At 69.7% G+C, this 26,728-nt stretch carries 21 protein-coding genes and 4 tRNA genes; 14 read left to right on the forward strand and 11 right to left on the reverse strand.

Annotation, left to right across the window (positions count from 1 at the left end):
- Positions 1–115 precede the first annotated feature (115 nt).
- Complete coding sequence (locus OG804_RS13000) at positions 116–2,446, forward strand: molybdopterin-dependent oxidoreductase (protein ID WP_328397247.1); 2,331 nt, start codon at positions 116–118, stop codon at positions 2,444–2,446.
- Positions 2,447–2,725: 279 nt separating this feature from the next.
- Here the strand turns inward: OG804_RS13000 and OG804_RS13005 are convergent.
- A tRNA-Val gene (locus OG804_RS13005) sits at positions 2,726–2,797 on the reverse strand.
- Between the two features lie 298 nt (positions 2,798–3,095).
- Here OG804_RS13005 and OG804_RS13010 point away from each other — a divergent pair.
- From OG804_RS13010 to OG804_RS13020, 3 genes are all read left to right on the forward strand, one after another.
- A tRNA-Gly gene (locus tag OG804_RS13010) sits at positions 3,096–3,168 on the forward strand.
- Between the two features lie 44 nt (positions 3,169–3,212).
- A tRNA-Cys gene (locus tag OG804_RS13015) sits at positions 3,213–3,283 on the forward strand.
- A 1-nt stretch (position 3,284) separates the two neighbouring features.
- A tRNA-Val gene (locus OG804_RS13020) sits at positions 3,285–3,359 on the forward strand.
- A gap of 81 nt (positions 3,360–3,440) precedes the next feature.
- Here the strand turns inward: OG804_RS13020 and OG804_RS13025 are convergent.
- Positions 3,441–4,547, reverse strand: coding sequence for a baeRF11 domain-containing protein (locus tag OG804_RS13025; RefSeq protein WP_328397249.1), 1,107 nt, complete (start codon positions 4,545–4,547; stop codon positions 3,441–3,443).
- Positions 4,548–4,977: 430 nt separating this feature from the next.
- On the opposite strand from OG804_RS13025, the gene OG804_RS13030 reads away from it, so the two are divergent.
- From OG804_RS13030 to OG804_RS13040, 3 genes are all read left to right on the forward strand, one after another.
- On the forward strand, positions 4,978–5,304 hold the full coding sequence (locus OG804_RS13030; RefSeq protein WP_328397251.1) for a hypothetical protein: 327 nt from the start codon (positions 4,978–4,980) through the stop codon (positions 5,302–5,304).
- A gap of 160 nt (positions 5,305–5,464) precedes the next feature.
- Positions 5,465–5,884: a carboxymuconolactone decarboxylase family protein gene (locus tag OG804_RS13035; RefSeq protein WP_328397253.1), complete on the forward strand. Its 420-nt coding sequence runs from the start codon at positions 5,465–5,467 to the stop codon at positions 5,882–5,884.
- 184 nt (positions 5,885–6,068) lie between these two features.
- Positions 6,069–7,292, forward strand: coding sequence for a hypothetical protein (locus OG804_RS13040; protein WP_328397255.1), 1,224 nt, complete (start codon positions 6,069–6,071; stop codon positions 7,290–7,292).
- Positions 7,293–7,341: 49 nt separating this feature from the next.
- Here the strand turns inward: OG804_RS13040 and OG804_RS13045 are convergent, their stop codons facing one another.
- From OG804_RS13045 to OG804_RS13055, 3 genes are all read right to left on the reverse strand, one after another.
- Positions 7,342–8,163, reverse strand: coding sequence for a hypothetical protein (locus OG804_RS13045; protein WP_328397257.1), 822 nt, complete (start codon positions 8,161–8,163; stop codon positions 7,342–7,344).
- A 242-nt stretch (positions 8,164–8,405) separates the two neighbouring features.
- Positions 8,406–9,359 (reverse strand): LysR family transcriptional regulator, encoded by a 954-nt coding sequence (locus OG804_RS13050; RefSeq protein ID WP_328397259.1) that lies wholly within the window; start codon positions 9,357–9,359, stop codon positions 8,406–8,408.
- Positions 9,360–9,365: 6 nt separating this feature from the next.
- Positions 9,366–11,906 carry a flavin-containing monooxygenase gene (locus tag OG804_RS13055; protein WP_328397261.1) on the reverse strand — a complete coding sequence of 847 codons (2,541 nt, stop codon included), beginning with the start codon at positions 11,904–11,906 and terminating at the stop codon, positions 9,366–9,368.
- A gap of 176 nt (positions 11,907–12,082) precedes the next feature.
- Here OG804_RS13055 and OG804_RS13060 point away from each other — a divergent pair, with 176 nt between their 5' ends.
- On the forward strand, positions 12,083–12,616 hold the full coding sequence (locus OG804_RS13060) for a GNAT family N-acetyltransferase (RefSeq protein WP_328397263.1): 534 nt from the start codon (positions 12,083–12,085) through the stop codon (positions 12,614–12,616).
- 27 nt (positions 12,617–12,643) lie between these two features.
- On the opposite strand, the gene OG804_RS13065 is transcribed toward OG804_RS13060, so the two are convergent.
- Together OG804_RS13065 and zapE are read right to left on the reverse strand one after the other, a co-directional pair.
- Positions 12,644–13,444, reverse strand: a complete 801-nt coding sequence (locus OG804_RS13065) for a tyrosine-protein phosphatase (RefSeq protein WP_328397265.1) — start codon at positions 13,442–13,444, stop codon at positions 12,644–12,646.
- Positions 13,445–13,603: 159 nt separating this feature from the next.
- A complete protein-coding gene (gene zapE / locus OG804_RS13070; RefSeq protein ID WP_328397267.1) occupies positions 13,604–14,620 on the reverse strand; it encodes a cell division protein ZapE in 1,017 nt (338 codons plus the stop codon).
- Positions 14,621–14,655: 35 nt separating this feature from the next.
- Here zapE and OG804_RS13075 point away from each other — a divergent pair, with 35 nt between their 5' ends.
- From OG804_RS13075 to msrB, 4 genes are all read left to right on the forward strand, one after another.
- On the forward strand, positions 14,656–15,420 hold the full coding sequence (locus OG804_RS13075; RefSeq protein WP_328397269.1) for a pyrimidine reductase family protein: 765 nt from the start codon (positions 14,656–14,658) through the stop codon (positions 15,418–15,420).
- Between the two features lie 108 nt (positions 15,421–15,528).
- Positions 15,529–17,079 (forward strand): alpha/beta hydrolase, encoded by a 1,551-nt coding sequence (locus tag OG804_RS13080; protein WP_328397271.1) that lies wholly within the window; start codon positions 15,529–15,531, stop codon positions 17,077–17,079.
- 107 nt (positions 17,080–17,186) lie between these two features.
- The gene (locus OG804_RS13085; protein ID WP_328397273.1) at positions 17,187–18,533 is read left to right on the forward strand and encodes a glycosyltransferase family 87 protein; all 1,347 of its coding nucleotides are present in this window, start codon (positions 17,187–17,189) and stop codon (positions 18,531–18,533) included.
- A 38-nt stretch (positions 18,534–18,571) separates the two neighbouring features.
- Positions 18,572–19,024, forward strand: a complete 453-nt coding sequence (gene msrB, locus OG804_RS13090) for a peptide-methionine (R)-S-oxide reductase MsrB (RefSeq protein WP_328397275.1) — start codon at positions 18,572–18,574, stop codon at positions 19,022–19,024.
- A gap of 95 nt (positions 19,025–19,119) precedes the next feature.
- Here msrB and hemQ read toward each other — a convergent pair whose 3' ends face one another.
- The 3 genes from hemQ to hemE all read right to left on the reverse strand — a co-directional run bounded on the left by hemQ (position 19,120) and on the right by hemE (position 22,458).
- Positions 19,120–19,815 carry a hydrogen peroxide-dependent heme synthase gene (hemQ, locus tag OG804_RS13095; protein WP_328397277.1) on the reverse strand — a complete coding sequence of 232 codons (696 nt, stop codon included), beginning with the start codon at positions 19,813–19,815 and terminating at the stop codon, positions 19,120–19,122.
- Between the two features lie 101 nt (positions 19,816–19,916).
- Positions 19,917–21,275, reverse strand: a complete 1,359-nt coding sequence (locus tag OG804_RS13100; RefSeq protein WP_328397279.1) for a protoporphyrinogen oxidase — start codon at positions 21,273–21,275, stop codon at positions 19,917–19,919.
- A gap of 127 nt (positions 21,276–21,402) precedes the next feature.
- Positions 21,403–22,458, reverse strand: a complete 1,056-nt coding sequence (hemE, locus tag OG804_RS13105) for a uroporphyrinogen decarboxylase (protein ID WP_328397281.1) — start codon at positions 22,456–22,458, stop codon at positions 21,403–21,405.
- Between the two features lie 294 nt (positions 22,459–22,752).
- On the opposite strand from hemE, the gene OG804_RS13110 reads away from it, so the two are divergent.
- Together OG804_RS13110 and OG804_RS13115 are read left to right on the forward strand one after the other, a co-directional pair.
- Positions 22,753–23,304, forward strand: coding sequence for a DUF3000 domain-containing protein (locus OG804_RS13110; RefSeq protein ID WP_442941875.1), 552 nt, complete (start codon positions 22,753–22,755; stop codon positions 23,302–23,304).
- 38 nt (positions 23,305–23,342) lie between these two features.
- Complete coding sequence (locus tag OG804_RS13115; RefSeq protein WP_328397285.1) at positions 23,343–24,704, forward strand: ribonuclease D; 1,362 nt, start codon at positions 23,343–23,345, stop codon at positions 24,702–24,704.
- Between the two features lie 109 nt (positions 24,705–24,813).
- Here OG804_RS13115 and dxs read toward each other — a convergent pair whose 3' ends face one another.
- Positions 24,814–26,712 (reverse strand): 1-deoxy-D-xylulose-5-phosphate synthase, encoded by a 1,899-nt coding sequence (gene dxs, locus OG804_RS13120; protein ID WP_328397287.1) that lies wholly within the window; start codon positions 26,710–26,712, stop codon positions 24,814–24,816.
- Positions 26,713–26,728: the final 16 nt, after the last annotated feature.

A 26,728-nucleotide genomic window follows, 5' to 3' on the forward strand; every position in this document is an offset into this window, starting at 1 on the left:
GTGCCTGTCATAGAAGGGACGAGCACAGCAGAGGGCGGTCACCGCGGCGCGATCCCGCCCGACGCGCCGGCACCCGACCGGCGGAACAGCCTCTGAGGTGCCGGAAAGGACCAGGATGACGCAGGCGCGCTCGACCGCCACCCACTGGGGAAACTTCCTCCTCGGCCCCGGTTCCGACGGGACGCTGTCCGTCACACCGGCGGACGGGGATCCACACCCCTCGCCCATCGGCCGGTCGCTGACCTCGGTGCAGGACCCGGACCACCGGATCGCCCGGCCGGCTGTCCGGCTCGGCTACTACCGGGATCGCACGGGCAGCGACACCTCCCGGCGCGGCCAGGAGCCGTTCGTCGAGGTCGGCTGGGACGAGGCCCTCGATATCGCCGCCGACGCCCTGCGCTCGGCACGCGAGGCCGGGGGCGACCGGTCTATCTACGGCGGCTCCTACGGATGGTCCAGTGCCGGGCGGTTCCACCACGCACAGGGCCAGATCCATCGCTTCCTGCAGATGTCGGGCGGCTACACCGCATCGGTCGACTCGTATTCGTTCGCCGCGGCGGAGGTCCTCATCCCGCATGTGCTCGGGACGAACGCCTACTTCGCGGCCGGGCAGGCGCCCACGACACGCGAGATCACGCGACACTGCGCCCGCATCGTGTTCTTCGGCGGGGCGCCGCGGCGCAACACCCAGGTCAATCCCGGCGGCGTAGGGGCGCATCCGTCCCTCGACGGGCTCGCGGCGTTACGCGCGGGCGGCGTCGATATCGTCCATATCGGACCCGTCCGCGACGATGCCGATCCGGCTCCCGCCGCCCGCTGGATCCCGTGCCGCCCGCACAGCGATGTACCGGTCATGCTCGCCATGGTGCACACCCTGCTCACCGAGGAACTGCACGATCGCGCGTTCCTCGACCGTTACTGCACGGGTTTCGACCGGTTCGCCGACTATGTCACCGGCCGCACGGACGGCGAACCGAAGACACCGGAGTGGGCAGCCGCGCTGTCGCTGGTACCGGCGCACGAGATTCGCGATCTGGCCCGGCTCATGGCACGCGAGCGCTGCCTGATCGGGCTCACCTACTCCCTCCAGCGGGCCGAGCACGGTGAGCAGACCTATTGGGCCGCATGGGCGCTGGCCGCCGCGCTCGGCCATATCGGACTGCCCGGCGGCGGTGTCCTGATGGGCGCCGCGGTGGGAATGAACCACGATATGCAGCGCCGGTATGTGCCCTTCGGGGTCGGTTCCTTCCCGCAGCCGGGCAATCCGGTGACCGACGTCGTTCCGGTGGCACGCCTCGCCGAGATGCTCGAACACCCCGGCGGGACAGTCGATTACAACGGCCGGACCCTCACCTATCCGGAGATCGAGCTCATCTATTGGGCCGGGGGCAATCCGTTCCACCATCATCAGGACCTGAATCGGCTGCGGCGCGCATGGGCCCGCCCGCGGACCGTGATCGTCAACGAGATCAGCTGGACCGCCACGGCCCGGCTGGCCGATATCGTCCTGCCCACCACCGCGGCCCAGGAGCGCGAGGATTTCGCCGGAGGACGATCCGACCACTGGTTCACTCCCATGCACCAGGTCCTGCCGCCCTACGAGCAGGCTCGCGACGACTACGCGATCTTCAGCGCCCTCGCCGACCGCCTCGGCTTCGGCGGGCGATTCACCGAAGGGCGCACCGCCCGGCAATGGGTGGAACAGCTGTGGCGCCGAACCGTCGACAACGCGGCCGGCGCCGGAATCCAGCTGCCCGGCTACGACGAGTTCCGCTCCGGCCCACCGCTGGACCTGCGTCGATCACTCCCCGAGGGCGAACACTTCCTGGAACTGTTCCGCGCCGACCCGGACCGCCATCGGCTGAACACTCCGTCGGGACGCATCGAGATCTTCTCCCCCACCGTCGCCGGATTCGGTTACGCCGACTGCGCGGGCCACCCCGCCTGGTATCCGCCTGCCGAATGGCTGGGCAGCCCGCGCGCCCGCCGCTACCCCTTGCACCTGCTCTCGCATCAGCCCGCGACCCGGTTGCACAGCCAACTCGACTACGGGGTCACCAGCCGGGAATCCAAGATCCGCGACCGCGAACCGCTGCGCGTACACCCCGACGACGCCGCGGCGCGGGGCCTGCGGGACGGGGATATCGCGCGCGTGTTCAACGACCGCGGCGCGCTCCTGGCCGGCGTAAGGCTCTCCGACGCAGTGCATCCCGGCGTACTGCACATGGCCACCGGCGCCTGGTACGACCCGCTCGACCTGCCCGACGGCACGACCCTGGACGTGCACGGCAACCCGAATTCGGTGACCAACGACATCGGTACGAGTTCCCTGACCCAGGGGCCGTCCGCAAACAGCTGCCTGGTCGAGGTCGAGCGCTACGAGGGCGAACTCCCCCCGTTGCGTGTACACACTCTCCCGCCCATGACAACCTGCCCGTTCGAGTAGACGGCGGCACCGAACCCGGGCGAGTGGCACCGCCCGGCGCGAGAAAGGGCGCAAGGAACGCGCCCGTGCCCAGAATCAGCGCCGTGACACCGCCGCGCAGCACCCACAACACGAAAGTCGTGCCGTACAGACCGGTTCCGAAGGTGTTCAGCACTGAGGCCGACAGGATCGTCCGAACCTGGTGTCGTCGGCCACACTTTTGGCCGCACTCGCGGAATCGGCCAGAAACGACAATCGCCCCTCATCCGCTTTCAGCAGGTGAGGGGCGATTTCTCGGTGTGGTCCCAGCTGGTTTCGAACCAGCGACCTTCCGCGTGTGAGGCGGACGCTCTCCCGCTGAGCTATGGGACCGAGGCGAATTGTTCGGGGAGATTTTCGAAGCCCTCCGAACGAGTACGAACCTTAACACGCACCACCCGGGCGCCACCAAATCGCCCGGTTGTCGTTCGCGCCCGGACCGATCTTCGGCAGAACTCGGCGTCGGGAGCCGCATCCGCCGCCGTACTCCGCCTATCGTCCGCCTACTTCACGGTACGAATGACACGCATGTAGTTTCGGTGCCACTACCAGGCGATTTGTAGGTTTCGCCGAACGTCGGCTAATGTTCTGTCTCGCACCACGGAGGACCAAATGGCCCCCGGGATGCAATGCGGATGTAGCGCAGCTGGTAGCGCATCACCTTGCCAAGGTGAGGGTCGCGGGTTCGAATCCCGTCATCCGCTCGAGAGGTAGGGCCAGGCGCATAGAATGCCTTCCCCCTTTGCGCGGTGGAGTGGCCGAGTGGTGAGGCAACGGCCTGCAAAGCCGTGCACACGGGTTCGATTCCCGTCTCCACCTCGCGCGATTAGCTCAGCGGGAGAGCGCTTCCCTGACACGGAAGAGGTCACTGGTTCAATCCCAGTATCGCGCACCAGAGTAGACAGTTCAGAGGCACTTTCCGAGAAATCGGAAAGTGCCTCTTCTGCTGTCGAGACCGAGAACGGCAGCCGTGGCCCTACAGGGCGTAGCGGAGGATGCCCGCGGCCTGCGCACCGTCGGGCAGGTCGGCGGCGCGTACGGCCAGCACCCGACCACCCGTGAGCAGGACACGACGGCTGATCTCGTCCAGGATTCCGGGAGCGTCCGTCGCCGTCGGCTCGCCGAACGTGACCGCGCCGTCGGCGGAGATCGAACCGGGCACCGAGGCGTCCATATCGACCAGCAGTGTGTCGACGGCGCCGGCCGACGCCGCCCTGGCGAGATCGGAGATATCGGTGGCGCCCCGGCCCTCGCCGCGACGTTCGTTCAGCAGTTCGACGAGCTGGGCCAGGTGCAAGGCGTAGTGGCGGTCCAGGATCTCCCGGGAGCGATCGGCGAGCTCCTGATCGGAAGCACGTTCCGGGTTGCCGGGGATGCTCTCCTCGAGCAGATTGTCGTAGCTGTTCACCGACCGGAACAGGGCGTCGATCGGCTCGGTCGCCGCGAGGATCAAGGGGACGTGGCGCCCGGCCAGGAAGTCGCGTAGTTCGGTGTCGATGGCGCGGGCGTACTGACGGACGCGCATCTTGCGGCCCTCCTCGCCTTGTACGCGACGTTTCGGCGCACGGTCGCCGAGGCCCGCCTTGCCCGCGTGGTCGGCCGCACTCGCCGGCAGACCGGGTACTCGCACCGTGTACGCCGGTTTGTCGGCGGTGACCTCCACCAACCGCACGCCGCCCTCGGCGAGGGCGAGGACGAACGCCGACTGGGGGAAGGTCACCACACGGAGGAGGCGTTTCAGATAGAAGCGCTCGCCCACCGTAGCGGAGGCGTTCAGCTGGTTGGGCACGCGGTAGGTGCGGATACGCGTCGGGGTCGCGAGGGTGACCAGGGTGCGAGATTGGTATCGCCAGAACTCGGCGTCGTCGATGTGGAGGTCGAACTCCTCCTCCAGCGCCGCGCGCGCTTCGGGATCGGTGACGGAGTCGAGTGCGCGCCGGACCTGGTCCCAGAACGCGATGCGGTTCTGGTCGGGGTTGGCGGAATCCGACTCGGTGGGGGTGTAGATCGAGACGCACCAGTCGTCGGTCGCAGCGGCGAGTGCTTCGATCTCGCCGCGGGTCGGGATATCGGTGTGCAGCACGAAATCCTCCACATCTGTCGGTCGGATCGGTGCGCCGATATCCGGTGGAACCGGGCCGGGATTTCGGCGGCAGGCTCGCCTGAACGAGTACTTCGGGACGCTCGGATCGTGGCTTTGTACCGCCCCAGCATACTGTCGGCAAACGATAATGGATCACCGAACCGCGGGCCGGCGGCCCGCGTCGCCACGTTCGGGCCGCCCGCCATCCGGACCATCGGGGCGCTTCCACGGGAAGCCACGCGGGCGTGAACGGGATCCCTGGCCGAGATCCGGGAGCGGACCGGCGCCGCGGCCGATTCGGGCGATCGGGACCACGACGCGCCGGGACGCTGCGGAACGCGCGTTCGCCGAGCATGCCGGTCGAGGGACCGAGCCGCCTATCGTTGTGCACGTGCAGGCGAACAGCCGAACCAGAGGAGAGGCGGCCGCTGTGTCATTGCAGGACGGGAAGCAAGCCGCGCACCGCGCTCTGGTGGACCGGGTCCTGCACGGCAAGGGCAGGTCCACGCCGGACCAGCGCGCCCACGCCTTCCACAACACCGATATTCCGCCGCCGTTGCACGCGCTCATCCACAAGGTCGTCACGGCGCCGACTCAGGTGACCGACGCCGACTTCGCGGCGGCCGAGGCATCGGGATACAGCGAGGACCAGCTCTTCGAACTGGTGATATCCGCCGCGGTAGGCCGGTCGGCCCGGCTGTACGACGCGGGACTGGCGGCGTTGGCCGAAGCGGCCGGCAGCGAGGAGACCGAATAGTGCGACTCGACATCCTCGACCACGGTTACCGTCCCGCAATCACCTTGCTGTTCCTGATCATCCGGCTGTTCTCCGGGCGGCCGCTGCCGGACGCCGCCAAGCTGACGTTCTACCGTCCGACTTCTACGGCGCCGCGGCGAAGAAGTTCACCCACGAGGCGATGCGCGGGCCGTCCGCGTGGTCGGTGGCCGATCGGGAACTGATGGCGGCCTTCGTATCGAAGGTCAACGGCTCCGCGTTCTGCATCGGGGCGCACAGCGCTACCGCGGAGCGGGCATACCAGGACGGCGCGAAGGTGCGCGCGGTGCTGACCGATCTGGACTCCGCTCCGGTCGCGGAGGGACTGCGGGCAACGCTGCGGATGCTCGGCACGCTGACCGGGGCGGGGACGGTGAGCGCGGACGATATGCGGGAAGTGCTGTCCGCGGGTGTCACCCGCGACCAGATCGGGGACGCGCTGGCGGTCTGCGCCGCGTTCGATACGACCAACCGGCTCGCCGATGCCTTCGGTTTCGAATCTCCCGGGCCCGGGGGCTTCGAAGCGGGAGCCGATCACCTGCTGAAACGAGGCTATCGCTAGGCGACGGCGCTACCGTCGCCACGCCGCCGACCACGATCGGGCACGGCGACCCACCGCGCATCGGCCGATCACGCGCGGGCCGGGCGCGCAGCGGTGGTGGCCGCCGGAATTGTCGGTCGGCGCGGTTAAGCTGACCCGCACGAACTCGTGCCGACCGGTCCCCGGGGGCCGACAGGGGGTGTGTGTGCAGGCGGAACCAGCCCGCGATGTGGTGCTCGACGATCCGGTCACCACCGATACCGGGGACGGCTTCCCCGACGATCTCCGTGACCATCTGTCGTTCGAGCTCGAGGAATGCGCCCACGAATTGGCCGGCCTCATCGACGATTACGCGGTCGATCGGGAACGCGCCGGCACCATCCTGCGGCTGCGACTCGGTATCACCGGCGACCGGCCCGAAACGCTCACCCGGATCGGCGCGCGGCTCGATTTCGCGCGCGACCGGGCCCGCCAGCTGCACACCAAGGCGGTCGGGGAACTGCTCCGGCACACCGCGCAGGCCGGACAGCTGCCGGTCCGGGCGTACGCCCGGCGCTATCCCGTGGGCACCCGGGATTCCGCGCTCACCCGAGCGCTGCTGGCCGAAACCTACGCCACCGATACCGATATCGCCGTGAACGATCTGTCGTACCTGAAATTGCGCTTGGCCGGGCACAGCGCGGCGGATGCGAAGCGGGTGGCGGGGTTCGTCACCCAGCGCATCGTGGGCTGGCGCAAGAAGACCAACCACCTGCTGTCCCGGCTGCGGGAGGACGGCGCTCCCGCCGGACCACCCGCGCCGTGGCCGAATCGGATCGACTGGCCCGGCGGCGCCGGTTCGCCCGCACCGCTGCCCACGGCCGCGGCCCGCTCGTTCGATCTGGACGATGACGGTCGCGGCTGGTTCTATCTGCACAAGGTCGGGCGCGACACCGGATTCGACTCCGGGCTCGAGGCCCGGTTGCTGCGGTTGCTCGACACCGACGACCGGATCCATACCTTCCAGGAATATCCCGATGCCCTCGGCTACCGGATCGACGGCGAGGAACGTCTGCACTTCCCCTCGGTGGTCGCCGAACTCACCGACGGACGCCGTGTGTTGATCGACGAACAACCACTCGGACATATCGGTTTTCACGTCAACCGGGCGAAATCGGCGGCCGCCCGCGCCTGGGCCCACGAGAACGGATGGGGCTGGCTGCTGTGGACCGGCAGCGCACTGGGCGAACCGGAACTCACGACCCACCGGGTTCCCGACGGGGTCGAGGAGCGTCTGACCGAACTTCTCGGCGCGGGCCCGGTCCGGCTGCCCGCACTGCGACAGCTGCGAACCGACACCGGAGTCGACCTGCTCGATCTGATCGCGCTGACGGTCCGCAACGAATGGCGTTGGGATCGTGCGCCATTCCGATTGAGCGCGGCCCCTTAGCGCGGCGGGCGCGTCCCGTATCAGCCGGTGGCCGATACGGAACGGCGGGTCAGGGTTTGACGAACATCGTCGCCGCGATGAAGGTCGCCAGCAACAGCATCACGAAGACCGTGATCACCTGCCAGTTGTCGATGGTCTTGTGCAGGCGCCGGATAGTGTCCTCCAGCGCATGATGTACCCGCTGCTGATCGGCGATCCGGCGATCCACGGCGGCCACCGCCTCGGCCTGATCACGGGCACGCTGCGCCGTACGATCCATCCGCGCGACGGTTTTGGCGAGCTGACGCTTCTTCTCCCGCGCCGCCTGCCGGGCCATCGCCAGCGCGGTCCGCTGCGACATCAGCTCCCGCCGCTGCTGCTCGAGCAGCAGCGCCTGTGTCCTGGTGTGCTGCTCCCAGTCGGTCACTGCCGCCCATCCTTTCCGCACATGGTCGCGATAACCCCACGCGACCTCACCCGCCACCCATTGCCGGAGGAACTCCCGCAACTCGTACGGTCGCGCACCCGGCGCGACCAGTCCGGCGCGGCCCACTTCCATCATGCCGGTCACTGCGCGGTACTCACACGAGACCGGGGCGAGATCGGCGATACCGAGCGCGGGCAGCTGCGAGACCCAGTAGCCGGGCGCGCACAACCACAGCACTCCCGCGTACCCGAGGGCCCGCAGCCGGTCCGTATGCTCCTGCGCGAGTTCCTGAGTCAGTGGACCGGTGCGCACCTCGATCGCGAACTGCTCGGTACCGCGCCGCCACCACACGTCGACGGTCACCGAACCGCAGCGCCGATCCACCACCGCCTCGTCCGCGCCGAACGCGAGCAACCGGCTCGCCAGCCAGAACTTCAGTCGCTGCGCATCCCACTGCGCCTCCACACAGCGAGCACAGCCGCAACCGTAACCGGATGTGGATTTCTCCGCGGAATCCGTACCGACCGGACCGTCGGATATTCCCAGATCGGACAACATCGTCCGGCGCCCACACCGTATTTCAGTTCGCCGCTTCGTCTGCATGCGACCACCCATCTAACCCGTCCCACCATGTCGGCCCGACACCACGCCGACACATTCCAGGGTGCTCTACAGATGCCGGTCACCGCCAGGTTTCTGCCCAGCAGTTACCCAGATGGGACCCGCCGAACCATCGCGCCGCGCGCTGTCCCGGTCACCGGATCGGCCGCCGCGAGCACGGTGCGGACAAGGGTCCGCAGCCACGCGTGCGCGGGGTCCGGAGTGTTCCGCGGATGCCAGGCCAGCGAAATCGTCACTTCGGGAAGCGGCAGCGGAATCTCGAAGGAACGCAGTCCCAGCGCGGGCAGGGTCGTATCCGCGACGACCGCGGGAGCCGGGCACACGGCGGCACCGGCACGCACCGCCAGTAGCGCCGTTGTCAGATCGGGGACAGTCGCCACCACGCGGCGGGTGCGGCCGTGCAAGGCGAGCCGATCGTCGATAGGGCCGCGGGCGATCCCCCGCGCGGAGATGCTGATGTGCGCGGCGGCGGCATACGCCGCCACCGTGACCCGCTCGGTGGCCAGCGGATGCCCCGGCGCCGCGACACCGATCAGCCGGTCGCCGCGCACCCGTTCCACCCGGGTCTGCGGGTCGGCCTGCGCGATCACGCCGACCTCGACATCGACGCGGCCGTCGCGCAGCGCGCTCGCGGATCCGGCCGGATCGCCCGGTACGAACCGCAGCGTCACGCCGGGGGCCTGCGCCCGCACTTCGGTGAGCAACCGACCGGCGAGTTCGGGGAGTACCGCGTCGTCCACGCGCAATGCGAACCCGCGGACCAGCGCCGTCGGATCGACGGTGTCCGGTTTCGCCAGCAGCGCCCGCCCCTGTTCGACCAGCGCGCTCACCTCGAACCGCAACTCGAGCGCCCGCGGGGTCGGTACGAGCTGACGCCCCGCACGCACCAGGAGTGGATCACCGTAGACGCGGCGCAGCCGCGCGAGGGTGCGGCTGGTCGCCGCCGGCGAGGTGTTGAGCCGTTCGGCGGCCTGCGTGACGCTATTGGTCTCGAGCAGGGCGTGCAGGGCCACCAGCAGGTTCAGGTCCAGGTCCGGCACGCCGGATCAGGTTCGTGAGGAAGCACTGGTGGCCTGGGTTTCGGGCTCGGTGGCCGCCGACGGGTCGGTCGTGGTCCCCGACGGGTCGGTCGTGGTCGCCGCATCGGCGGTAGCTGCCGACGCACCGGCGGTGTCCGGCGCCGGACCCGGCTCGGTGGGGTGGGCGGGAGATTCCGGCGCGGTGCCGTTCGATGCCGGTTCGGCGGTCGCCGGTTCGGTGTCGTCGGATTCCGCGTCGAACGGCGATTCGGTGGTCGCCGGTTCGGTGGGCGGGACCGATTCCGAGATCTGGGAATCGGCTGCCGAAGCCGGTGCGGAGATCTCGGGTACGCCGACCGGAGCCGACCCGGCGCTCTTCGGTTCGGCGGGCGACACCGGCTCAGCGGCGGGCGACGTGCCGTTGGGCGCCACCGGGCTCGCGCCCGATGTCTCGGGCACCGCGGATGGATCCGCCGCCGCGGCGGCCTGGGCCGCACGCATATCGAGCCGGATCGTCGGACTGTTGGACCGTGCGGCGATACCCGCGGCGCGCCTCTCGGCTGCGGCACGCCGCGCCTCGTCCGCGGCGCGCGCAGCGTCCACCGGCGACTGTGGCGCGTCCACTGGTCGCGCCGCATCCGCGGGCTGCGCAGCGTCCGCCGCATGGGGCGCGTCCACGGGCTGCGCGGGCGGCACCGGATCTCCCGGGTGCGGCCCGCGCACGGACGGCCGGGCAGTCACCGGCTGAGGCGCACTCCCGGACTGCGGCGTACTCGCGGGCTGCGGCGTACTCGCGGGCTGTTGCGTGTGCACCGGCCGCGGTGCCGACGTGGGCGGGGCGACGGAGTTGTCACCAGGACCGGCGGGCCGCGAACCGGGCATCTCGATGATCTTGGTCCGGTCGTTCGCACCGGGCAGCGCCGACTCCGGCAGCTGCACCGTCGGAGATTCGGACGCCACCGGCTGTTCGTCGGAGAGCTCGCGTCGTGCCGCACCCGTGTGGATCGGCTCGGTCGCGCCGGGCTGCGCGTCCGGCGACTGTGGCCGCGCCGACGGCGTCGTGCCGTAGCCGAGGGGGCCGAGACCCGCGCCGATGGGATTGCGCTTGCGGCGCGAGACCACGCGGTAGTCGCCCGGCCTGGCCGGCCGCACCCACTGCGCGGCCCGCGCCGCGATCGGCAGCTTGACACCGAGATCGGCCAGAAGTTCATCGATATCCCGGATGGCGTACGGGGTGACGGCGGCGCCGTGCGCGTGGTGACCGCCGGTGTACTCCTCCATCCAGCGCAGCCGGGCGTCGACCCGCTCGCTCATCGCCTCACCGGGCGGCAAGGTCAGGTTCCTGGTCAGCAGCGCCGAGGTCCAGTGCGCGCCGACTTCCGCGCCCACCGCGCTGAGCAGCGACGAGTTGTAACCGGCGAAGGTCAGATGCGGTACATCCAACGGCAGGATCTGCCGGTACAGCCGGAAATTGCCGTGATCGTCGGTGAGCTGCCGCTGTACGTAGGGGGTCAGGAACGGAACCCGTTGCTGGAACCCGGTGGCGCAGACGACGATATCGGCGCGGACCCGCTGTCCGTCGGACAGTTCGGCGAACGGACCGGCCTGGCCACCGCCCAGCGCGGCCACCCTGGTCTGCCCTCGCACGGTGATACGACCGGCGGCCACCTGTTCGGCGAAACCATCCGCGGCGAGGCCGAACGCCGCCTCGTGCGCCTGCTCGAACCGCACCGGCGGCACCAGACCCAGTTCCGCGGCCCCGGATCGCTGAGCCGCCAGCGCTTCCACCAGATCGAGATTGCTCTCCCGGAACGAGCGGCCCGGGCCGTGCAGCAGCCGTTCGAACCGGCCGGGTTCGGGATGCCGGAGATGAGCGGCCCCGGTGCGGGTGAGCAGCACCCGCTCGACGTCGAGGCCCGGCGCGAGACGGCGCGGCATCTTCCACAGCAGCCTGCGTGCCACCACGGTGGTGTCGGCGGCGACCCGGCTGATCTCCGTGGCCAGGTCGCAGGCCGCGGCGCCGTACCCGACCACCACGACAGCCCGATCGCGCACCGCGTCCACGTCCAGGAACTGGGTGCTGTGGCCCAGTTGGCCACCGGCGCGGCCGAATTCGGTCGCACCGGCGAAATCCGGGATCTCGGGCTCGCTGAAGACGCCGTTGGCGATCACCAGATGATCGCAGGAGGTGCGGTGCACTCCGTCGGCATCGCGGATCTCCAGCAACCAGCCGCCGTCGACCGGATCGGCCGCCACCACCTCGGTGCGCAACCGCAACCGATCGGTGAGGCCGAAGGCGCGCACATAGCTCGCCAGATACTCCTGCATCCGTGCTCCGTCGAGCACCCGTGGGTAGTCGGCGGGCATCGGATGGTCGGAGAAGTGGTAGGTGTTCTTGCTGCTCTGCGCACGTAAGCCCGGGTAACGGCGAGTCTCGCTCCACACGCCGCCGATATCGGGGGCTCGGTCGAAAACCTCGACCGCGAACCCATCCTCACTCAGGACCTTCGCGCAGACCAGACCCGCGATACCCGCACCGACGATTGCGATGCGGTTCCCGCTCCTCATGGGCGAGAGATTACGTCGGATGTGTCCGGCAGCAAAGCTGGAGACTCTTTTACGCCCATCGCCGCAGGTGGGGAGAGGGTCGGCAGATACCGGGAAGCCCTGCCCGGCTGGGCTGCTCGCGCCCGCCGGACCTGCGCACATGCCGGGCCGCCGACGCACTGTGGTCTCATTGAACTATGACCACTGTCACCGTGGACCGGGCCGGACTGTGGGACGCCGAGGCGCTGAGCGATGTCGCCGCCGCGACTTTTCCGCTGGCCTGCCCCCCGGATGCCGATATGGACGATATCGAGGTCTTCCTGGCCGAGGTGCTCTCCGGTGAACGGTTCGGCGAATACCTGTCCGATCCGACGCGCACGGTCCTCAAAGCGGTCGCCGACGACGAGATCGTCGGCTATACCATCCTGCACGGCGGAACCCCCGCCGATCCCGCGATCGCGGCCGCGGTGGCACTGGACCCGGTCCTCGAGGTCAGCAAGATGTACGTGCTGCCGGGCCACCACGGGACAGGTGTGTCGAGCGCGCTCATGCACGCGGCGCTGGAACAGGCCCGCGGCGGAAGCTATGCCGGTATCTGGCTGGGTGTGAACCAGCAGAACCTGCGGGCGCAACGCTTCTACGCCAAGTACGGGTTCGAGCAGGTGGGCACCAAGACCTTCACGGTCGGCCGCCAGGTGCACCACGATTTCGTGCTGCGCCTGGCCCTCTGATCGAGGTGGCGTATCGGCGCCCCGGTATCAGCTCAACATGCGCTGCTTCAGCGCGTCGACCTCGGCGGGGCTCAGCCGCAGTCCCTCGCTCACATAGCGGTCGAAACTACCGTAGGTGGCCGCTACCTGGTCGAACGCGGAGTCCAGCCATTCCTTTTTCACACCGCTCAGGGGATCGCCGGCGGCGGCGGCGCGGTACTGGTTGGACAGCAGGTAATCCTCGGTGACCGTAGCGCGGTCCACACCGAGCACCGTGAGCAGCACCGCCGCCACCCACCCCGTCCGGTCCTTGCCCGCGGTGCAGTGGAACAGCACGGCCCCGCCGTCATGCCCGGATTCGGCGATATCGCGCAGCACACCCGCCACCGCCTGGCTCGCGCCGGGAGCGGTGATGAACGCCCTGTACAGATCGTCGCCCCCGGCGAGGGTGGACATCAGTTCCGGCAGCGGGGCCGCGCCGATCACGTCGTACCAATTGGCGTGCGCGCCGGCGGGAATGCGGTCCGGACCCAGCGCGCGCTCGTAGACCGTGCGCAGATCGTCGACGTCACGGACGCCGAGCCTGGTCAATTCGGCCAGATCCGCCGGGGTGAGATTGTTGAGCTGATCGGTACGGAAGGCGACCCCGGTGCGGACGGTACGGCCGTCCACCGTGCGGTACCCCCCGAGATCACGGGCGTTGGGGGCGCCGGCGAGATGCAGTGACCGATCGGCGAGCACATCCGAGGCGGCGGGAGGTGCGGCGATGCTCACGGCTACCGCCGGGCCGAAGGCGACCAGCGCCCCGGTGAGCACAGCTGCCGGTACGCGCGCCGAACGATGAATCATGGCGGAACTCCCCTCGTGTTCGACGGCACCCCCACGCGGCGTGCCCGACTCAGCAAACCAAGGCCCGAGCCCCTGGTCAACCCGAAAACGGCGCGTCGCCGCGTGCCGCGCACGGCTCGAGGCCGCCGGGACGCGGGCCCGGCTACCACCGAGCGGTCCTCAGGCCGGGACCTCGAAACGCGACAGCGCCAGCAGCCGCGAGATCGCCCGCAGGTACTTCTTGCGGTAGCCGCCGTCGAGCATCTCCTGGGAGAAGATCTCGTCGAGTTTGGCTCCCGAAACCATCACCGGTGTGCCGGCGTCGTAGAGCCGGTCGGCCAGCACCACCAGTCGCAGTGCCACGGCCTGGTCGTTCACCGGGTGCACGCCGGAGACGAACACGGCGGGCACGCCGTCGATCAGCGCGCCGTACTTCGACGGATGCAGGGTGCTCAGGTGGCTCAGCAGGGCGTCGAAATCGTCGAGGGTGGCGCCGGGGGTGGCGGCCGCCCGTTCGTTCAGTTGCGCGAGGCCGCTGGGCTCGGGAGCGGGCGGCAGATCCCGGTGCCGGTAGTCGGGGCCGTCCACCCGCACCGCATCGAAGATCGACCCCAGCTTCTTGATCTCGCGCAGGAAATCCTGGGCGGCGAACCGCCCCTCGCCCAGTTGACCGGGCAGGGTGTTCGAGGTGGCCGCGATCGACACGCCGGTCGCGGAGAGTTCGGTCAGCAGCCGGGAGACCAGCATGGTGTCGCCCGGGTCGTCCAATTCGAACTCGTCGATGCACAGCACACTGTTGGCCGACAACCGCTCGACCGCGTTGGTGAATCCCAGGGCGCCGACCAGGTTGGTGAGCTCACCGAAGGTTCCGAAGGATTTCGGCGCCGGGGCGCTGTGGAAGATCGAAGCCAGCAGGTGGGTCTTGCCGACGCCGAACCCACCGTCCAGGTACAGGCCCGCACCCTGGGTCGGCTTCTTCTTCCCGAAGAATGATTTCTTGTGCGCGGCCTTGTGGATGGCGGCGACCTTCTCCGCGAAAACGCGGGCGGAGGCGACGGCCGCGGATTGGCTGGGTTCGTTCGGATCGGGGATGTAGGTGTCGAAACCGACCTCGTCGAACATGGGCGGGGGCACCATCTGGGCGACCAACTGGTCGGCGGGGACCTCCGGGCGGCGGTCGACGAGGCGTTCTTGCATGGACGTAGCCTAATGACGTGATATGAGCTGTTGTTATGCAGCGTATCCCCGATGCGATCCAGCTCACAGACCTCGACACCGGCGCGCTCGCCGACTTGTACGCCTACCCGGGCGAACAGGAACGGGGTTGGGTGCGGGTCAATTTCGTCTCCAGTATCGACGGCGCGGTCACCGGGTCCGGCGGGGTGTCGGCCGCGCTGGGCACGCCGGCGGACAAACAGGTGTTCCATCTGCTCCGGGAACTCGCCGAAGTCGTGCTGGTCGGCGCGGGTACGGTCCGCGCGGAGAACTACGGCGGCGCCCAGACCGACCCGCGGTTGCGCCGCGACCTCCACGCCCGGGGCATCGGCGGCCATCCGGACGGCGCCCCGCCCCCGATCGCGATCGTCACCGCCTCCGCCGCGCTGGACCCGGACCACCGGGTGATCGCCACCGCCCGGACCCCGACGCTGATCCTGACCACCGCGGCCGCACCCGCCGAGCGCGTACGCGCCCTCACCGACGCGGGCGCGGAGGTGATCGTGATCGGGGACGAGGTCATCGACCCGCGGGCGGTCCCGGACGCGCTGGCGGCGCGCGGGTTGCGGCGAGTGCTCTGCGAGGGCGGGCCGCAACTGTTCGGTTCGCTGGCGGGCGCGGGTGTCGTCGACGAACTGTGCCTGACCACCGCACCGCTGCTCATCGGCGGTGCGGCCCGGCGGATTTCGGTATCGCACGAGGAATTCGGCGTCCGGATGACGCCCGCGCATGTGCTGTTCGATTCGGAGGGGACGATCCTCACCCGATGGGTGCGCGCCTGACCCGCGGCCCGCGGAAGAGCGACGCCGCTGCCGCGCGGGCAGCGGCCCGCGGCGACCGAGGGTGTCCCGCTCAGGCGAATCCGATCGAGACCTGGCAGGGTGTAGCGCATGCGCTGGACTCGGGCAGTGGTGCCGGCCTCGGCACTCTTGATCATGATCGCCGGATGCGGCGCCGGTCCGTCGGACCGCCCGCATATCGCCGTCGAACGTCCGCCTGTACCAGGCGATTCCACGACCTCGGCGCAGGTTCCGCCGCCACCCGCCGCCGAGGTCCCGAAAAAGGAGCTCAGCTGGCGCGATTGCACCAAGGAGACGTTCGACCAGGCCGGCCTGGGTCCGGGACCGGCCGGCCTGGTGCTGGAATGCGCGGATTTCTCCACCCCGATCGACAGCGCGGGTTCGGTGCTGGGCAACTTCCGTGCGGCCGCCGTGCGCGCCCGGACACCGCAGACCCCGCCCGACGCCGCCCCGGTGGTCCTCACCTCCGGGGTGGACCGCTCCTCCAGCGCCACCCTGGCGGGGCTGGCCACCGGCCCGGCGAGCGCACTGCTCACCGCGCACCCCGTGGTGGCGGTGGACCGCCGGGGCATCGGCGGCTCACAGCCCATCGATTGCCTGCCCACCGATATCCGGGCCGGACTGCAGGACAACGCGCAATTCGGCGCCGGCGGCGACCCAGTGACAGCCATGTCGGATCTGTCCCGGAACGGAACCATCGCCTGCCGGGATTTCCTCCAGCCCTATGACGGCACCTTCGACGCCGCGCACGCCGCCGACGATATCGAGCAGTTGCGCCGGGAATGGAATGTCGACCATCTCGCCGTACTGGCCACCGGCAACGGTGCGCTGGTCGGCATGGAGTACGCGCGCAAGTACGGGGACCGGCTGGCGCGGCTCGTCCTCGACTCCCCCGCACCGGTGGGGGTCGACACGGTCACCCGGACCGAGACCGCGGTGCAGGGCGCGGAGGCCGCGCTCACGGCGTTCGCCCAACAGTGCGCCGGGATCTCGTGTTCGCTCGGACCGGACCCGCGCGCCGCGGTGACCGCGCTCGTGCAGAAAGCGGCCGACGGACAGCTGGGCGACATTTCGGCAAACGCTGTGCGCACGGCGGTGACCGGTTTCCTCGGCAGCCCCCGCGCCGACCAGACCAGCCGGATCGGCGAGCTGTCCGACGCGCTGTCGGCGGCGGGCCGCGGCGATACAGCCGCGCTGAAGGCCATCGCCGACCGGCAGAAGTCCGCCACCGCGAGCGACGGCCAGTTCGTCAACGGTTGCACCGATCTGCCACAGACCCCGCCCGGGCCCCAGGTCACCGATCTGACCGGTATCTGGGCCCAGAAGTACCCGGCGTTCGGACGCTCGACCGCCCTGTCGATGATGGTCTGCTCGGCATGGCCGGTGACCGAGGCGCCGCCCGCGCTGGAGAAACTCGAACTCCCGGTGCTGGTGCTCACCGGTATCGGCGACCCGGTCACCGGGATGGCCCAGGCTTCGGTCACCGGCGCGCTCGGCGCCGCGGGCGCCCGCACCTCGACCATGACCTGGCAGGGATGGGGCCATCCGGTGAGCAGTCACTCCGGGTGCGCACAGACGGCGCTGGTGGACTACTTGAAGGACGGCCGGCTGCCCGGGGACGGCACCGCCTGCCCGGCCTGACCGGGACCGAGCGGAGCGGACTCGCCCGGCGCTCGAGGCGCTCCTGACCGGCGCGTCGAGGGTGGGTCCCGGCAACACCACGGCACCATCCGGTGTACCGTGCCGTGGTGTTCCTTCGACAGCTCGAGCCCCGCACCGCTCGAACCACCGCCGACGTGATCCGGTTCGCGCTCTGGCCGCTGGCGGTCATGACCGTGCTGAACCGGGTTTTCATCAAGGCTGTCAACGGTTTCGTCACCGACGACTACAAGCCGGTCTATCAGGCCTCACTGGATTTCCTCAACGGGCGCGAGGTGTACACGGCGAATTTCGATTCGGTCGACCCGCACTACCTGTATCCGCCCAGCGGCACTCTGCTGATCGCACCCATCGCGGTGATCGATTACGAGAAGTCGCGCTGGCTGTTCATCCTGCTCAATGCGGTGGCGATCCTCATCGCCTGGTACCTGCTGCTGCGGTTGTTCAATTACACGCTGCGGTCCATCGCCGCCCCGGCTCTGCTGCTGGCGATGTTCTTGTCCGAGACGGTCATCAACACGCTGGTGTTCACCAATGTCAACGGATGCCTGCTGCTGGCCGAGATCTTGTTCCTGATCCTGTTGTTGCGACGACGAGATGTCTGGGCGGGCGTGGTACTCGGCCTGAGCATGGCGGTCAAACCCACCTTGGCGCCGTTGCTGGTTATCGCGCTGGTGCGCAAACAGTGGACGCTGGTGGCCACCGCGGTGGCCGTGCCCGTCGCGCTGACCGCCGTCGCCTGGCCGCTGTCCCGGGATCCCGAGCGGTTCTTCACCCTCACCGCGCCGTATCTGTTCGAGACCCGCGACTACTTCAACAGTGCGATCCCCGGCAACGCCGAGTACTACGGACTGCCCCCCTGGCTCACCTGGACCATCCGTCTGACGATGGCGGCAGTGGTTCTGGTCTCACTGTGGCTCCTGTACCGCTACTACCGCGAGGACGAGCTGTTCTTCGTCACCACCGCCTCCGGTGTGCTGCTGACCGCGTCGTGGCTGCTGGCCTCGCTGGGCCAGATGTACTACTCGATGATGCTGTTCCCGTTCCTCATGTCGGTGGTGCTGCGCAATTCGGTGCTGCGCAACTGGCCGGCCTGGCTGGCCGTGTTCGGATTCATGTCCTACGACAAATGGCTGTCGGACCGCTGGCCCGATATCGGCCGCAACCTGGAGTACCTGCGGATCACCTTCGGCTGGGGCCTGTTGCTCCTCGTAGTGTTCTGTGTGCTCGGTGACCGGTATCTGGCCGCGCGCCGGGCAGGCCGGCTGCCGCAGCTGGACCCGGATTGGCTGGCCACGGCGCCGGACTCCCGGGATACGGGCGTGGCAGGTATCGCCGCACTCGGCCGGGCGGGCGAACCGCCTGTTCCGGCGGCACCCGCCGACCTCGAACCCGCCGGCGTCCGCGTCGCCGAGGCGCAGACCGTGCGCAGCTGATACGAGACGCGCCGCGCGCAGCGTATTAGTTTGGAGGTATGAGCTCCGAAACGGATGCGACCGATACCTCGCTGCCCACCCCGAAGATCCAGCTCACGCCACAGGAGTGGCGGGTGAAACTGGACCCGGCGGAATACGCGGTACTCCGTGAGGCCGGCACCGAGCGACCGTTCACCGGCGAGTACACCGACACCACCACCGACGGGATCTACAGCTGCCGCGCGTGCGGCGCCGAACTGTTCCGCAGTACGGAGAAGTTCGAGTCGCATTGCGGGTGGCCGTCCTTCTTCGATCCGGCGGCTTCGGACGCAGTGCTGCTGCGCGAGGACGTTTCGCTGGGAATGCGCCGTGTCGAAGTGCTGTGCGCGAACTGCCACAGCCACCTCGGACACGTCTTCGAAGGCGAGGGGTATCCGACGCCCACGGACCAGCGGTACTGCATCAACTCGATCTCGCTGCGGCTGCACCCCTCGACCAGCTCAGCGGAGTGAACTCGCTGTTCGCCGAGCGGTACGTCACGTAACGACCACCCGGTCCACACGCCCCCATTTCCAGGGGCGTGACCGGGTGGCCGGTCGGGAGCGGTTCAGGGCAGGGCGGCGATGAGCCGGTCGATTTCGACGCGCGGCCCGGTGTAGAACGGGGTCTCCTCCCGGACGTGCAACCGGGCCTCGGTGGCCCGCAGATCACGCATCAGATCCACGATCCGGTGCAGTTCCGGCGCCTCGAACGCCAGGATCCACTCGTAGTCGCCGAGGGCGAAGGAGGCGACGGTGTTGGCCCGCACATCGGGATACCCGCGAGCTTCTTTGCCGTGGTCGGCCAGCATTTTGCGGCGTTCGTCGTCGGGCAGCAGATACCACTCGTAGGACCGGACGAACGGGTAGACGCAGATGTAGTTCCCGGCTTCCTCACCGGCCAGGAAGGCCGGGACATGGCTCTTGTTGAACTCCGCGGGCCGGTGCAGCGCCACATTGCTCCAGACCGGGGTACTGGCCCGGCCCAGGGCGGTGGTCCGCCGGAAATCGGCGTAGGCGGCCTGCAGATCCTCGACCCGTTCGGCGTGGGTCCACACCATGAATTCGGCGTCGGCGCGCATCCCCGCCACATCGTAGAAGCCACGGACCACCACATCCCGGTCGGCGAGGCTATCGAAGAACACCCCGGCTTCTTCGATAGCCGCCGTGCGGTCCTCACCCAGCACTCCGGGTCGCACCTGGTACACCGAGAACATGAGATAGCGGATGGTGGAGTTGAGAGACTGGTAATCGAGTCGCGCCATGGACCCATCGTGCCACCCGCCGGTTCGGGAACGGGCCCGGGCCAGCGATCACGCGCCGCCGCCCCGCCGTGTTCCACAGCCCCGATACCGGACCGGCGGTCTCAGGCCGGCGCGGCGGTTTCCGCGGTGGCGATGTGCGCCGCGGCGCTGGACGCGGCGGCGACGCAGGCGGGTACACCGACACCGTGGAGATAGGCGCCGGCCACCGCGAGATCGTCGAAACCGGCCAGCGCGGCCTCGATTTCGGCGACCCGCTCGGTGTGGCCGGGCGCGTACTGGGCCAGGCCGCCGGGCCAGCGCTGCACGATCGCGGAGCGCCGGGCGATGGGGAGACCCGTCACGGTGGCGAGGTCCGCGGTCGCCGCATCGATCAGCTCCGCGTCGGAGAGCCCCAGTACGGAGTCGTCGCCGAACCGGCCGAACGAGACGCGCACCAGCGCCGTATCACGGGCGGACAGATGCGGCCACTTACGGCTGGACAGGGTGAACGCTTTGGCGCGCAACGGTTCTCCCGTGGCGACGAGAACTCCCGAATTGGGCGGCAAAGCGGTGTCCTTGGGCAGCTCCAGGGCGACGAGCGCCGAGGAGGACAGTTCTACGGCTCCGGCCGCGGCCGCCGCCGCGGGGGCGATATCGATCAGCAAGCGTGCGGTCACCGGCGCGGGCGTCGCGAGGACCACCGCGTGGAACGTCCCGATCGGGTCGACCGCCCACCCGCCGGGTACTCGGCGCAGGCCGGTCACGGCGGTATCGCGGACCGTGGTCGCCGCCGTACGGTCGGTCAGCGCGCGGATCAGGGTGCCGTAGCCGTCGCGCAGCGCTCCGAAGACGGGGGCGTCCGACGGCGGAGGCAGCGCCGCGGAAACCGCGGCGGTGAGGCTGGTCGCGCCCCGGTCGAGGGCGGCCGCCAGCGTGGGCAGTGCCGCGCGGACGCCGATGGAGCGGGCGCTGCCCGCGTACACACCGCCGAGCAGCGGATCGACACTGCGCGCAACGGTCTGCGCTCCGAACCGCTCGGCCACCAGGGAGAACACATCGGTGTCCGCGCCGGGACGCCAGTCCAGCGGGCGGTCGGGCTCGGTGGCTATCCGCACCAGGGTTTCCGCGTCGACCAGTCCCTCGACCCCGCGCGCATCCGACGGGATACCCATGAGTGTCCGCTCGGGCAGTGGATGGGTCCGCCCACCGGACCAGATCAGCGGCCGCAGACCGGCCGGATGCACCAACTGGTCGGCGATACCCAGTTCGCGCAGCAGGTCCGGTACCTCCGGCCGGCGGCCGACAAACGCCTCTGCCCCCAGATCGACCGGTTCGCCGCCGATCTCGCTGGTCCGCAGGACTCCGCCGAGCCGGTCGCGGGAGTCGATCACGGTGATATCGGCCGATTCACCCAGCGAACGGCCCAACCGGTAGGCCGCGACGAGCCCGCTTATCCCGCCACCGATCACCGCGATTCTCATACCCCGACCGTATCCGCCGGACCCGCGCCGGACACTCGCGCCCTCCGCGCCTCGCCGGCGTCCGGTGGCGGATCGGCGACCTCGTCACCGAGGGCCTCATATCCTCCGACCTACCGGGCGCGAGCCCTCACAATTCGTGAACCAACTCGACCAGCGCGGTCAGCACCCCGGGATCGGTCTCGGGAAGCACGCCGTGACCCAGGTTGAAGATATGACCCGCGGCCCCCATCGCCAGGGCCGAATCCGCCTCGCCGGCGATCCGGCGCGCCTCGGCCTCCACCACCGGCCAGCCCGCGAAGAGCACAGCGGGATCGAGGTTGCCCTGCAACGCCTTCCCGGGCCCTACCCGGCGCACGGCTTCGGTGAGTGGCAGCCGCCAATCGACACCGACCACGTCGGCGCCCGCCTCGCCCATCGCGCCGAGCAGTTCCCCGGTGCCGACACCGAAATGGATCCGCGGGACCCCCGCGTCGGCGATCTCGGCGAACACTCGTTCGGAATGGGGCAGCACATAGCGGCGGTAGTCGGCCAGCGACAGCGCCCCGGCCCACGAGTCGAACAGCTGCACGGCGTCCACCCCGGCCTCGAGCTGTTCCCGCAGGAACACGATGGTGATATCGGTGAGCACCCCGAGCAGCGCGTGCCAGGCGGTCGGATCGCCGTGCATCATCGCCTTGGTGCGCTCATGGTTCTTGCTGGGGCCGCCCTCCACCAGATAAGACGCCAGCGTGAACGGCGCGCCCGCGAAACCGATCAGCGGCGTCTGCCCGAGCTCACCGACCAGCAAACGCACCCCGTCGGTGACCGCGCCGACCTCCTCGGGCCGTAACCGGGGCAGTGCCTGCACATCCGCGGCGGAGCGCACCGGCGCGGCCACCACCGGACCCACGCCCGGGACGATATCGAGATCGATCCCGGCCGCCTTGAGCGGGACGACGATATCGGAGAACAGGATCGCCGCGTCGACACCGTGGCGCCGGACGGGCTGCAGCGTGATCTCACAGACCAGTTCGGGGTCGAAGCACGACTGCAGCATCCCGACACCGGCTCGGACCTCGCGATATTCCGGCAGCGACCGGCCCGCCTGCCGCATGAACCACACCGGCCGCCGGGCCGGTGCGGCGCCGGAGGCAGCGGCCAGGAACGGGGCATCGGACAACCGGCGGCGCGTATATGTGCTCATCACCCGCCATCGTATGCGGCCGCGCCCGGCCCGGCGCGCAAGCCCGGACCACCACCGGGGGCCGTGGATCCGCCGTCCTGGGCGGCCGGTGCGCGGACCGTCCGCCGAGTTGCGCGGTGTTTACCACGACCGGGCCTGCGCACGCAGCAACAACGGTCTCCCGGCGCGCCTCCGCACGCACCGGGTGCTACGGGTCTACCGTCATTCCCCGTGACACCGCTCGATATCCGCGACGGCGCGCCGGACGACGGGCCCGGCGACGAACCCGCCTCGTTTCGTGCCGCCGTCTCGGCGATGGGCGCCGCGTCCGTACATCCGCGGATCGAGCTGTCCCCGATCCGCCCGCCGCAGCGTCTCGCCCCGTACTCCTACGCACTCGGCGCCGAGGTGATCCACGAGGACTCGCCCGTCGTCCCCATCGATTCCGAGGGGGACGCCTTCGGGCGGCTGATCCTGCTACACGACCCGAACGGCGACGAAGCCTGGCACGGCGTGTTCCGGTTGGTCGCCTACATCCAGGCCGATATAGACGGCGCGCTCGCCGCCGACCCGCTGCTGCCGGAGGTCGCGTGGAGCTGGCTGGTCGACGCGCTGGAATCCCGGGACGAACCGTTCACCGCGCTCGGCGGGACCGTGACCTCCACGAGTTCGGTGCGGTACGGGGATATCGCGGGCCCGCCGCGGGCACACCAGCTGGAGTTGCGGGCGTCCTGGACGGCTCGTACCACGCAGATGCGCACCCATGTCGAAGCATTCGGTGAAGTGCTGGCGTATGCGGCGGGCCTGCCACCTGCCGGTATCACCGATCTACGCCCTTCCGCGTCCACTGATACCGACCGTGGTTGAATATCGGACGTAGCCCGGGCCACGTAGAGTGGCCCTTTATGCCGGTAGTAGAGGAGCCCGAACACCTGTCCGGTGACCACCCGGATGGTGGCACCGCCCTGCCTCCGGCGTCCGAATCCGGCCCGCAGGGCGAGGTGGCCGCCCCGACGCCAGATTCAGATTCCCCCGCGGCCCTGCCGCTGCTCGCCCCTGCCGACGGTATCCCCCCGGTGTGCCGGACCGCCGACGCGGTGGCGGCGGCCGCCGAACGCCTTGCCGCCGGTACAGGCCCGCTCGCGGTGGACGCCGAACGGGCCTCGGGGTTCCGCTACTCCTCACGGGCGTATCTGATCCAGTTGCGCCGTGCCGGGGCGGGCACCGTGCTGATCGATCCGATTCCGGTGGCGGACGCACTGGCGCCGCTGGCCGCCGCGATCAACCCGCTGGAATGGATTCTGCATTCCGCCGACCAGGACCTGCCGGGCCTGGCCGAACTGGGCCTGCGACCCACGGAACTGTTCGACACCGAACTGGGTGGCCGGCTCGCCGGTTTCCCTCGGGTCGGTCTGGCCGCGATGGTGGAACAACTGCTCGGCCGGGCGCTGCGCAAAGGGCACGGCGCGGCGGACTGGTCCACCCGGCCCCTCCCCGAGGCCTGGCTCAACTACGCCGCCCTCGATGTGGAACTACTGCCCGAACTCCGCGAAGCCGTGGCCGCGTCCCTGGCCGAACAGGGCAAAACCGATTGGGCTTCCCAGGAGTTCGAACATATCCGGCTCGCCGAGCCGGCCGCGCCGAAACCGGACCGCTGGCGGCGCACCTCCGGCATCCACACGCTGCGCCGGACCCGGCAGCTGGCGATCGTGCGCGAGCTGTGGACCACGCGCGACGCGCTGGCCCGCGGTCGCGATATCGCCCCGTCCCGCATCCTTCCGGATTCCGCGATCATCGCGGCCGCGAAAGCCGACCCCAGCTCGATCGGGCAGCTGCGCGAGCTACCCGTCTTCGGCGGCCCCCGCCAGCGGCGCTACTCCCGCGAATGGCTGGGCGCGGTGGAACGGGCACGCGCGTTGTCCGAGGAGGATCTGCCCCGGATGAGCCAGCCCTATGACGGCCCGCCGCCGGTGAACCGCTGGGAGCGCCGGGACCCCGCGGCGGCGGCCCGGCTGACCCGGGCCCGGGCGGTGATGGGTCAGATCTCCGAGCGCGTGGCCGTGCCGGTGGAGAATCTCGTCGCCCCTGATCTGGTGCGCCGGTTGTGCTGGGACGGGTTGCCCGACTACCGGCGCGGCCCGGAAGCCGCCGGAGAGGTCGCCGCGGCCGTCGAGGGCTTCCTGAAATCCCACGGCGCCCGGCCCTGGCAGCGCGAGCTCGCCGTGGAGCCGCTCGCCGCCGCGCTGATCGACCAGCCGTCGCCCTGACAGCGGTAGGTCACCGCCGCCGGCCTAGTTCGCCGGCAGGCGCGATATCGCGTCCGGACTCCGCGTACGGCGGGGCGAGCCTGCGCCCGGCACCGCACCGGGTGCCCGGTCAGGGCGCGGCCAACCAGCCGGTGACCCGGCGAGCGATATCGGGGGCGGTCAGACCCAGTTCCTGACGCACCTGAGCGATACTCCCGTGGTCCAGGAATTCCTGCGGAATGCCGATATCGCGGGCGGGTACATCCAGACCGGCGCTGCGCAACCGGGCCGATACCGACGAGCCGATCCCGCCGTGCAGTCCGCTGTCCTCCAGCGTCACGACCAGCCGATAGCTTTCGGCCAATTTGACGACGGTATCCGAAACCGGCAACACCCAGCGCGGATCGATGACCGTGGCGGTGACCCCTTCCGCCTCCAGCAGTTCCGCGGCCTGCAACGCGGCCGGTACCAGTGCGCCGACCGCGACGAACAGCACATCGCCGTGCTGGGACTGCGCCGAGGGACCCTCCCGGTCCGGCAGCCACAGCACATCCACCCCGTCGACCCGTTCCATCGCCCGGATATCGGCGCCCACACTGTCCTTCGGGAACCGCAACGCCGTCGGGCCGTCGCTCACCGCCAGCGCCTCGGCCAGTTCCTCGGCGAGAGTGGCGGCGTCGCGGGGCGCGGCCACCCGCATCCCGGGCACGATGCCGAGCAGCGACAGATCCCACATACCGTTGTGGCTGGCGCCGTCCGCACCGGTGATACCGGCCCGGTCCAGCACGAGAGTGACCGGCTGCTTCAGCAGCGCGATATCCATCAGCAGCTGGTCGAAGGCGCGGTTGAGAAAGGTCGAGTAGATCGCCACCACCGGATGCAGTCCGCCCAGCGCGAGCCCGGATGCCGATGCCAGCGCGTGCTGTTCGGCGATCCCGACATCGAAGAGCCGGTCCGGGAAACGCTCACCGAACGCGGACAGCCCGGTGGGGCCCGGCATGGCGGCGGTGATCGCGACGATGTCGTCGCGGCGCTCGGCGGCGGCGATGAGCTCCTGGGAGAACACCGACGTCCAACTGACCGAGGTGCCGGTGCTCACCGATTCGCCGGTGCGCGGATCGATGGGACCGCACGCGTGCATCTGATCGGCCACATGGTTCTCGGCCGGTTCGTACCCGTGGCCTTTCTGGGTGACCGCGTGCACCAGCACCGGACCACCGAAATCCTTGGCGTGGCGCAGCGCCGATTCGAGCGCGACGAGATCGTGCCCGTCCACCGGGCCCACGTATTTGAGTCCGAGATCGCTGAACAGTTCCTGCGGGCTCACCGCGTCCTTGATGCCGGCTTTGACTGCGTGCACCATCGAGTACGCGGAATCACCCACTCCCGGAATGCTTTTCAGGAACCGGCGGCCGGTGTCGAGCATATGCTCGTACACCGGCTGTGTGCGCAGCGCGGTGAGCCGCTCCGCCAGGCCGCCGATGGTCGGGGCGTAGGAGCGGCCGTTGTCGTTGACCACGATGACCACCGGCCGGTCCTGAGCCCCGGCGATATTGTTCAGCGCTTCCCAGCACATGCCGCCGGTGAGGGCCCCATCGCCGACCACCGCCACGACACGGCGGTCCTGGCCGGTGAGCGCGAACGCTTTGGCCAGGCCGTCGGCATAGGACAGTGACGCCGAGGCGTGCGAGGACTCGACCCAGTCGTGTTCGCTCTCGGCACGACTCGGATAACCCGAGAGCCCGTCCTTGCGGCGCAGCGTATCGAAGCGGTCCTTGCGACCGGTCACGATCTTGTGCACATAGGCCTGGTGCCCGGTGTCGAAGATCAAGGGGTCGGCCGGCGAATCGAATACCCGGTGCAGGGCGAGGGTGAGTTCCACCACCCCGAGATTGGGGCCGAGGTGCCCGCCGGTCACGGCGACCTTGTGCACGAGGAACTCACGGATCTCGTCCGCCAGCTCGCGCAGTTGCGGTGCCGACAGCCGTCGCACGTCTTCGGGCGTATCGACCCGGGAAAGCACTCCCACCTGACTCGCTCCCTCC

Source organism: Nocardia sp. NBC_00416 (assembly GCF_036032445.1).
In the GTDB taxonomy this organism is placed as follows: domain Bacteria; phylum Actinomycetota; class Actinomycetes; order Mycobacteriales; family Mycobacteriaceae; genus Nocardia.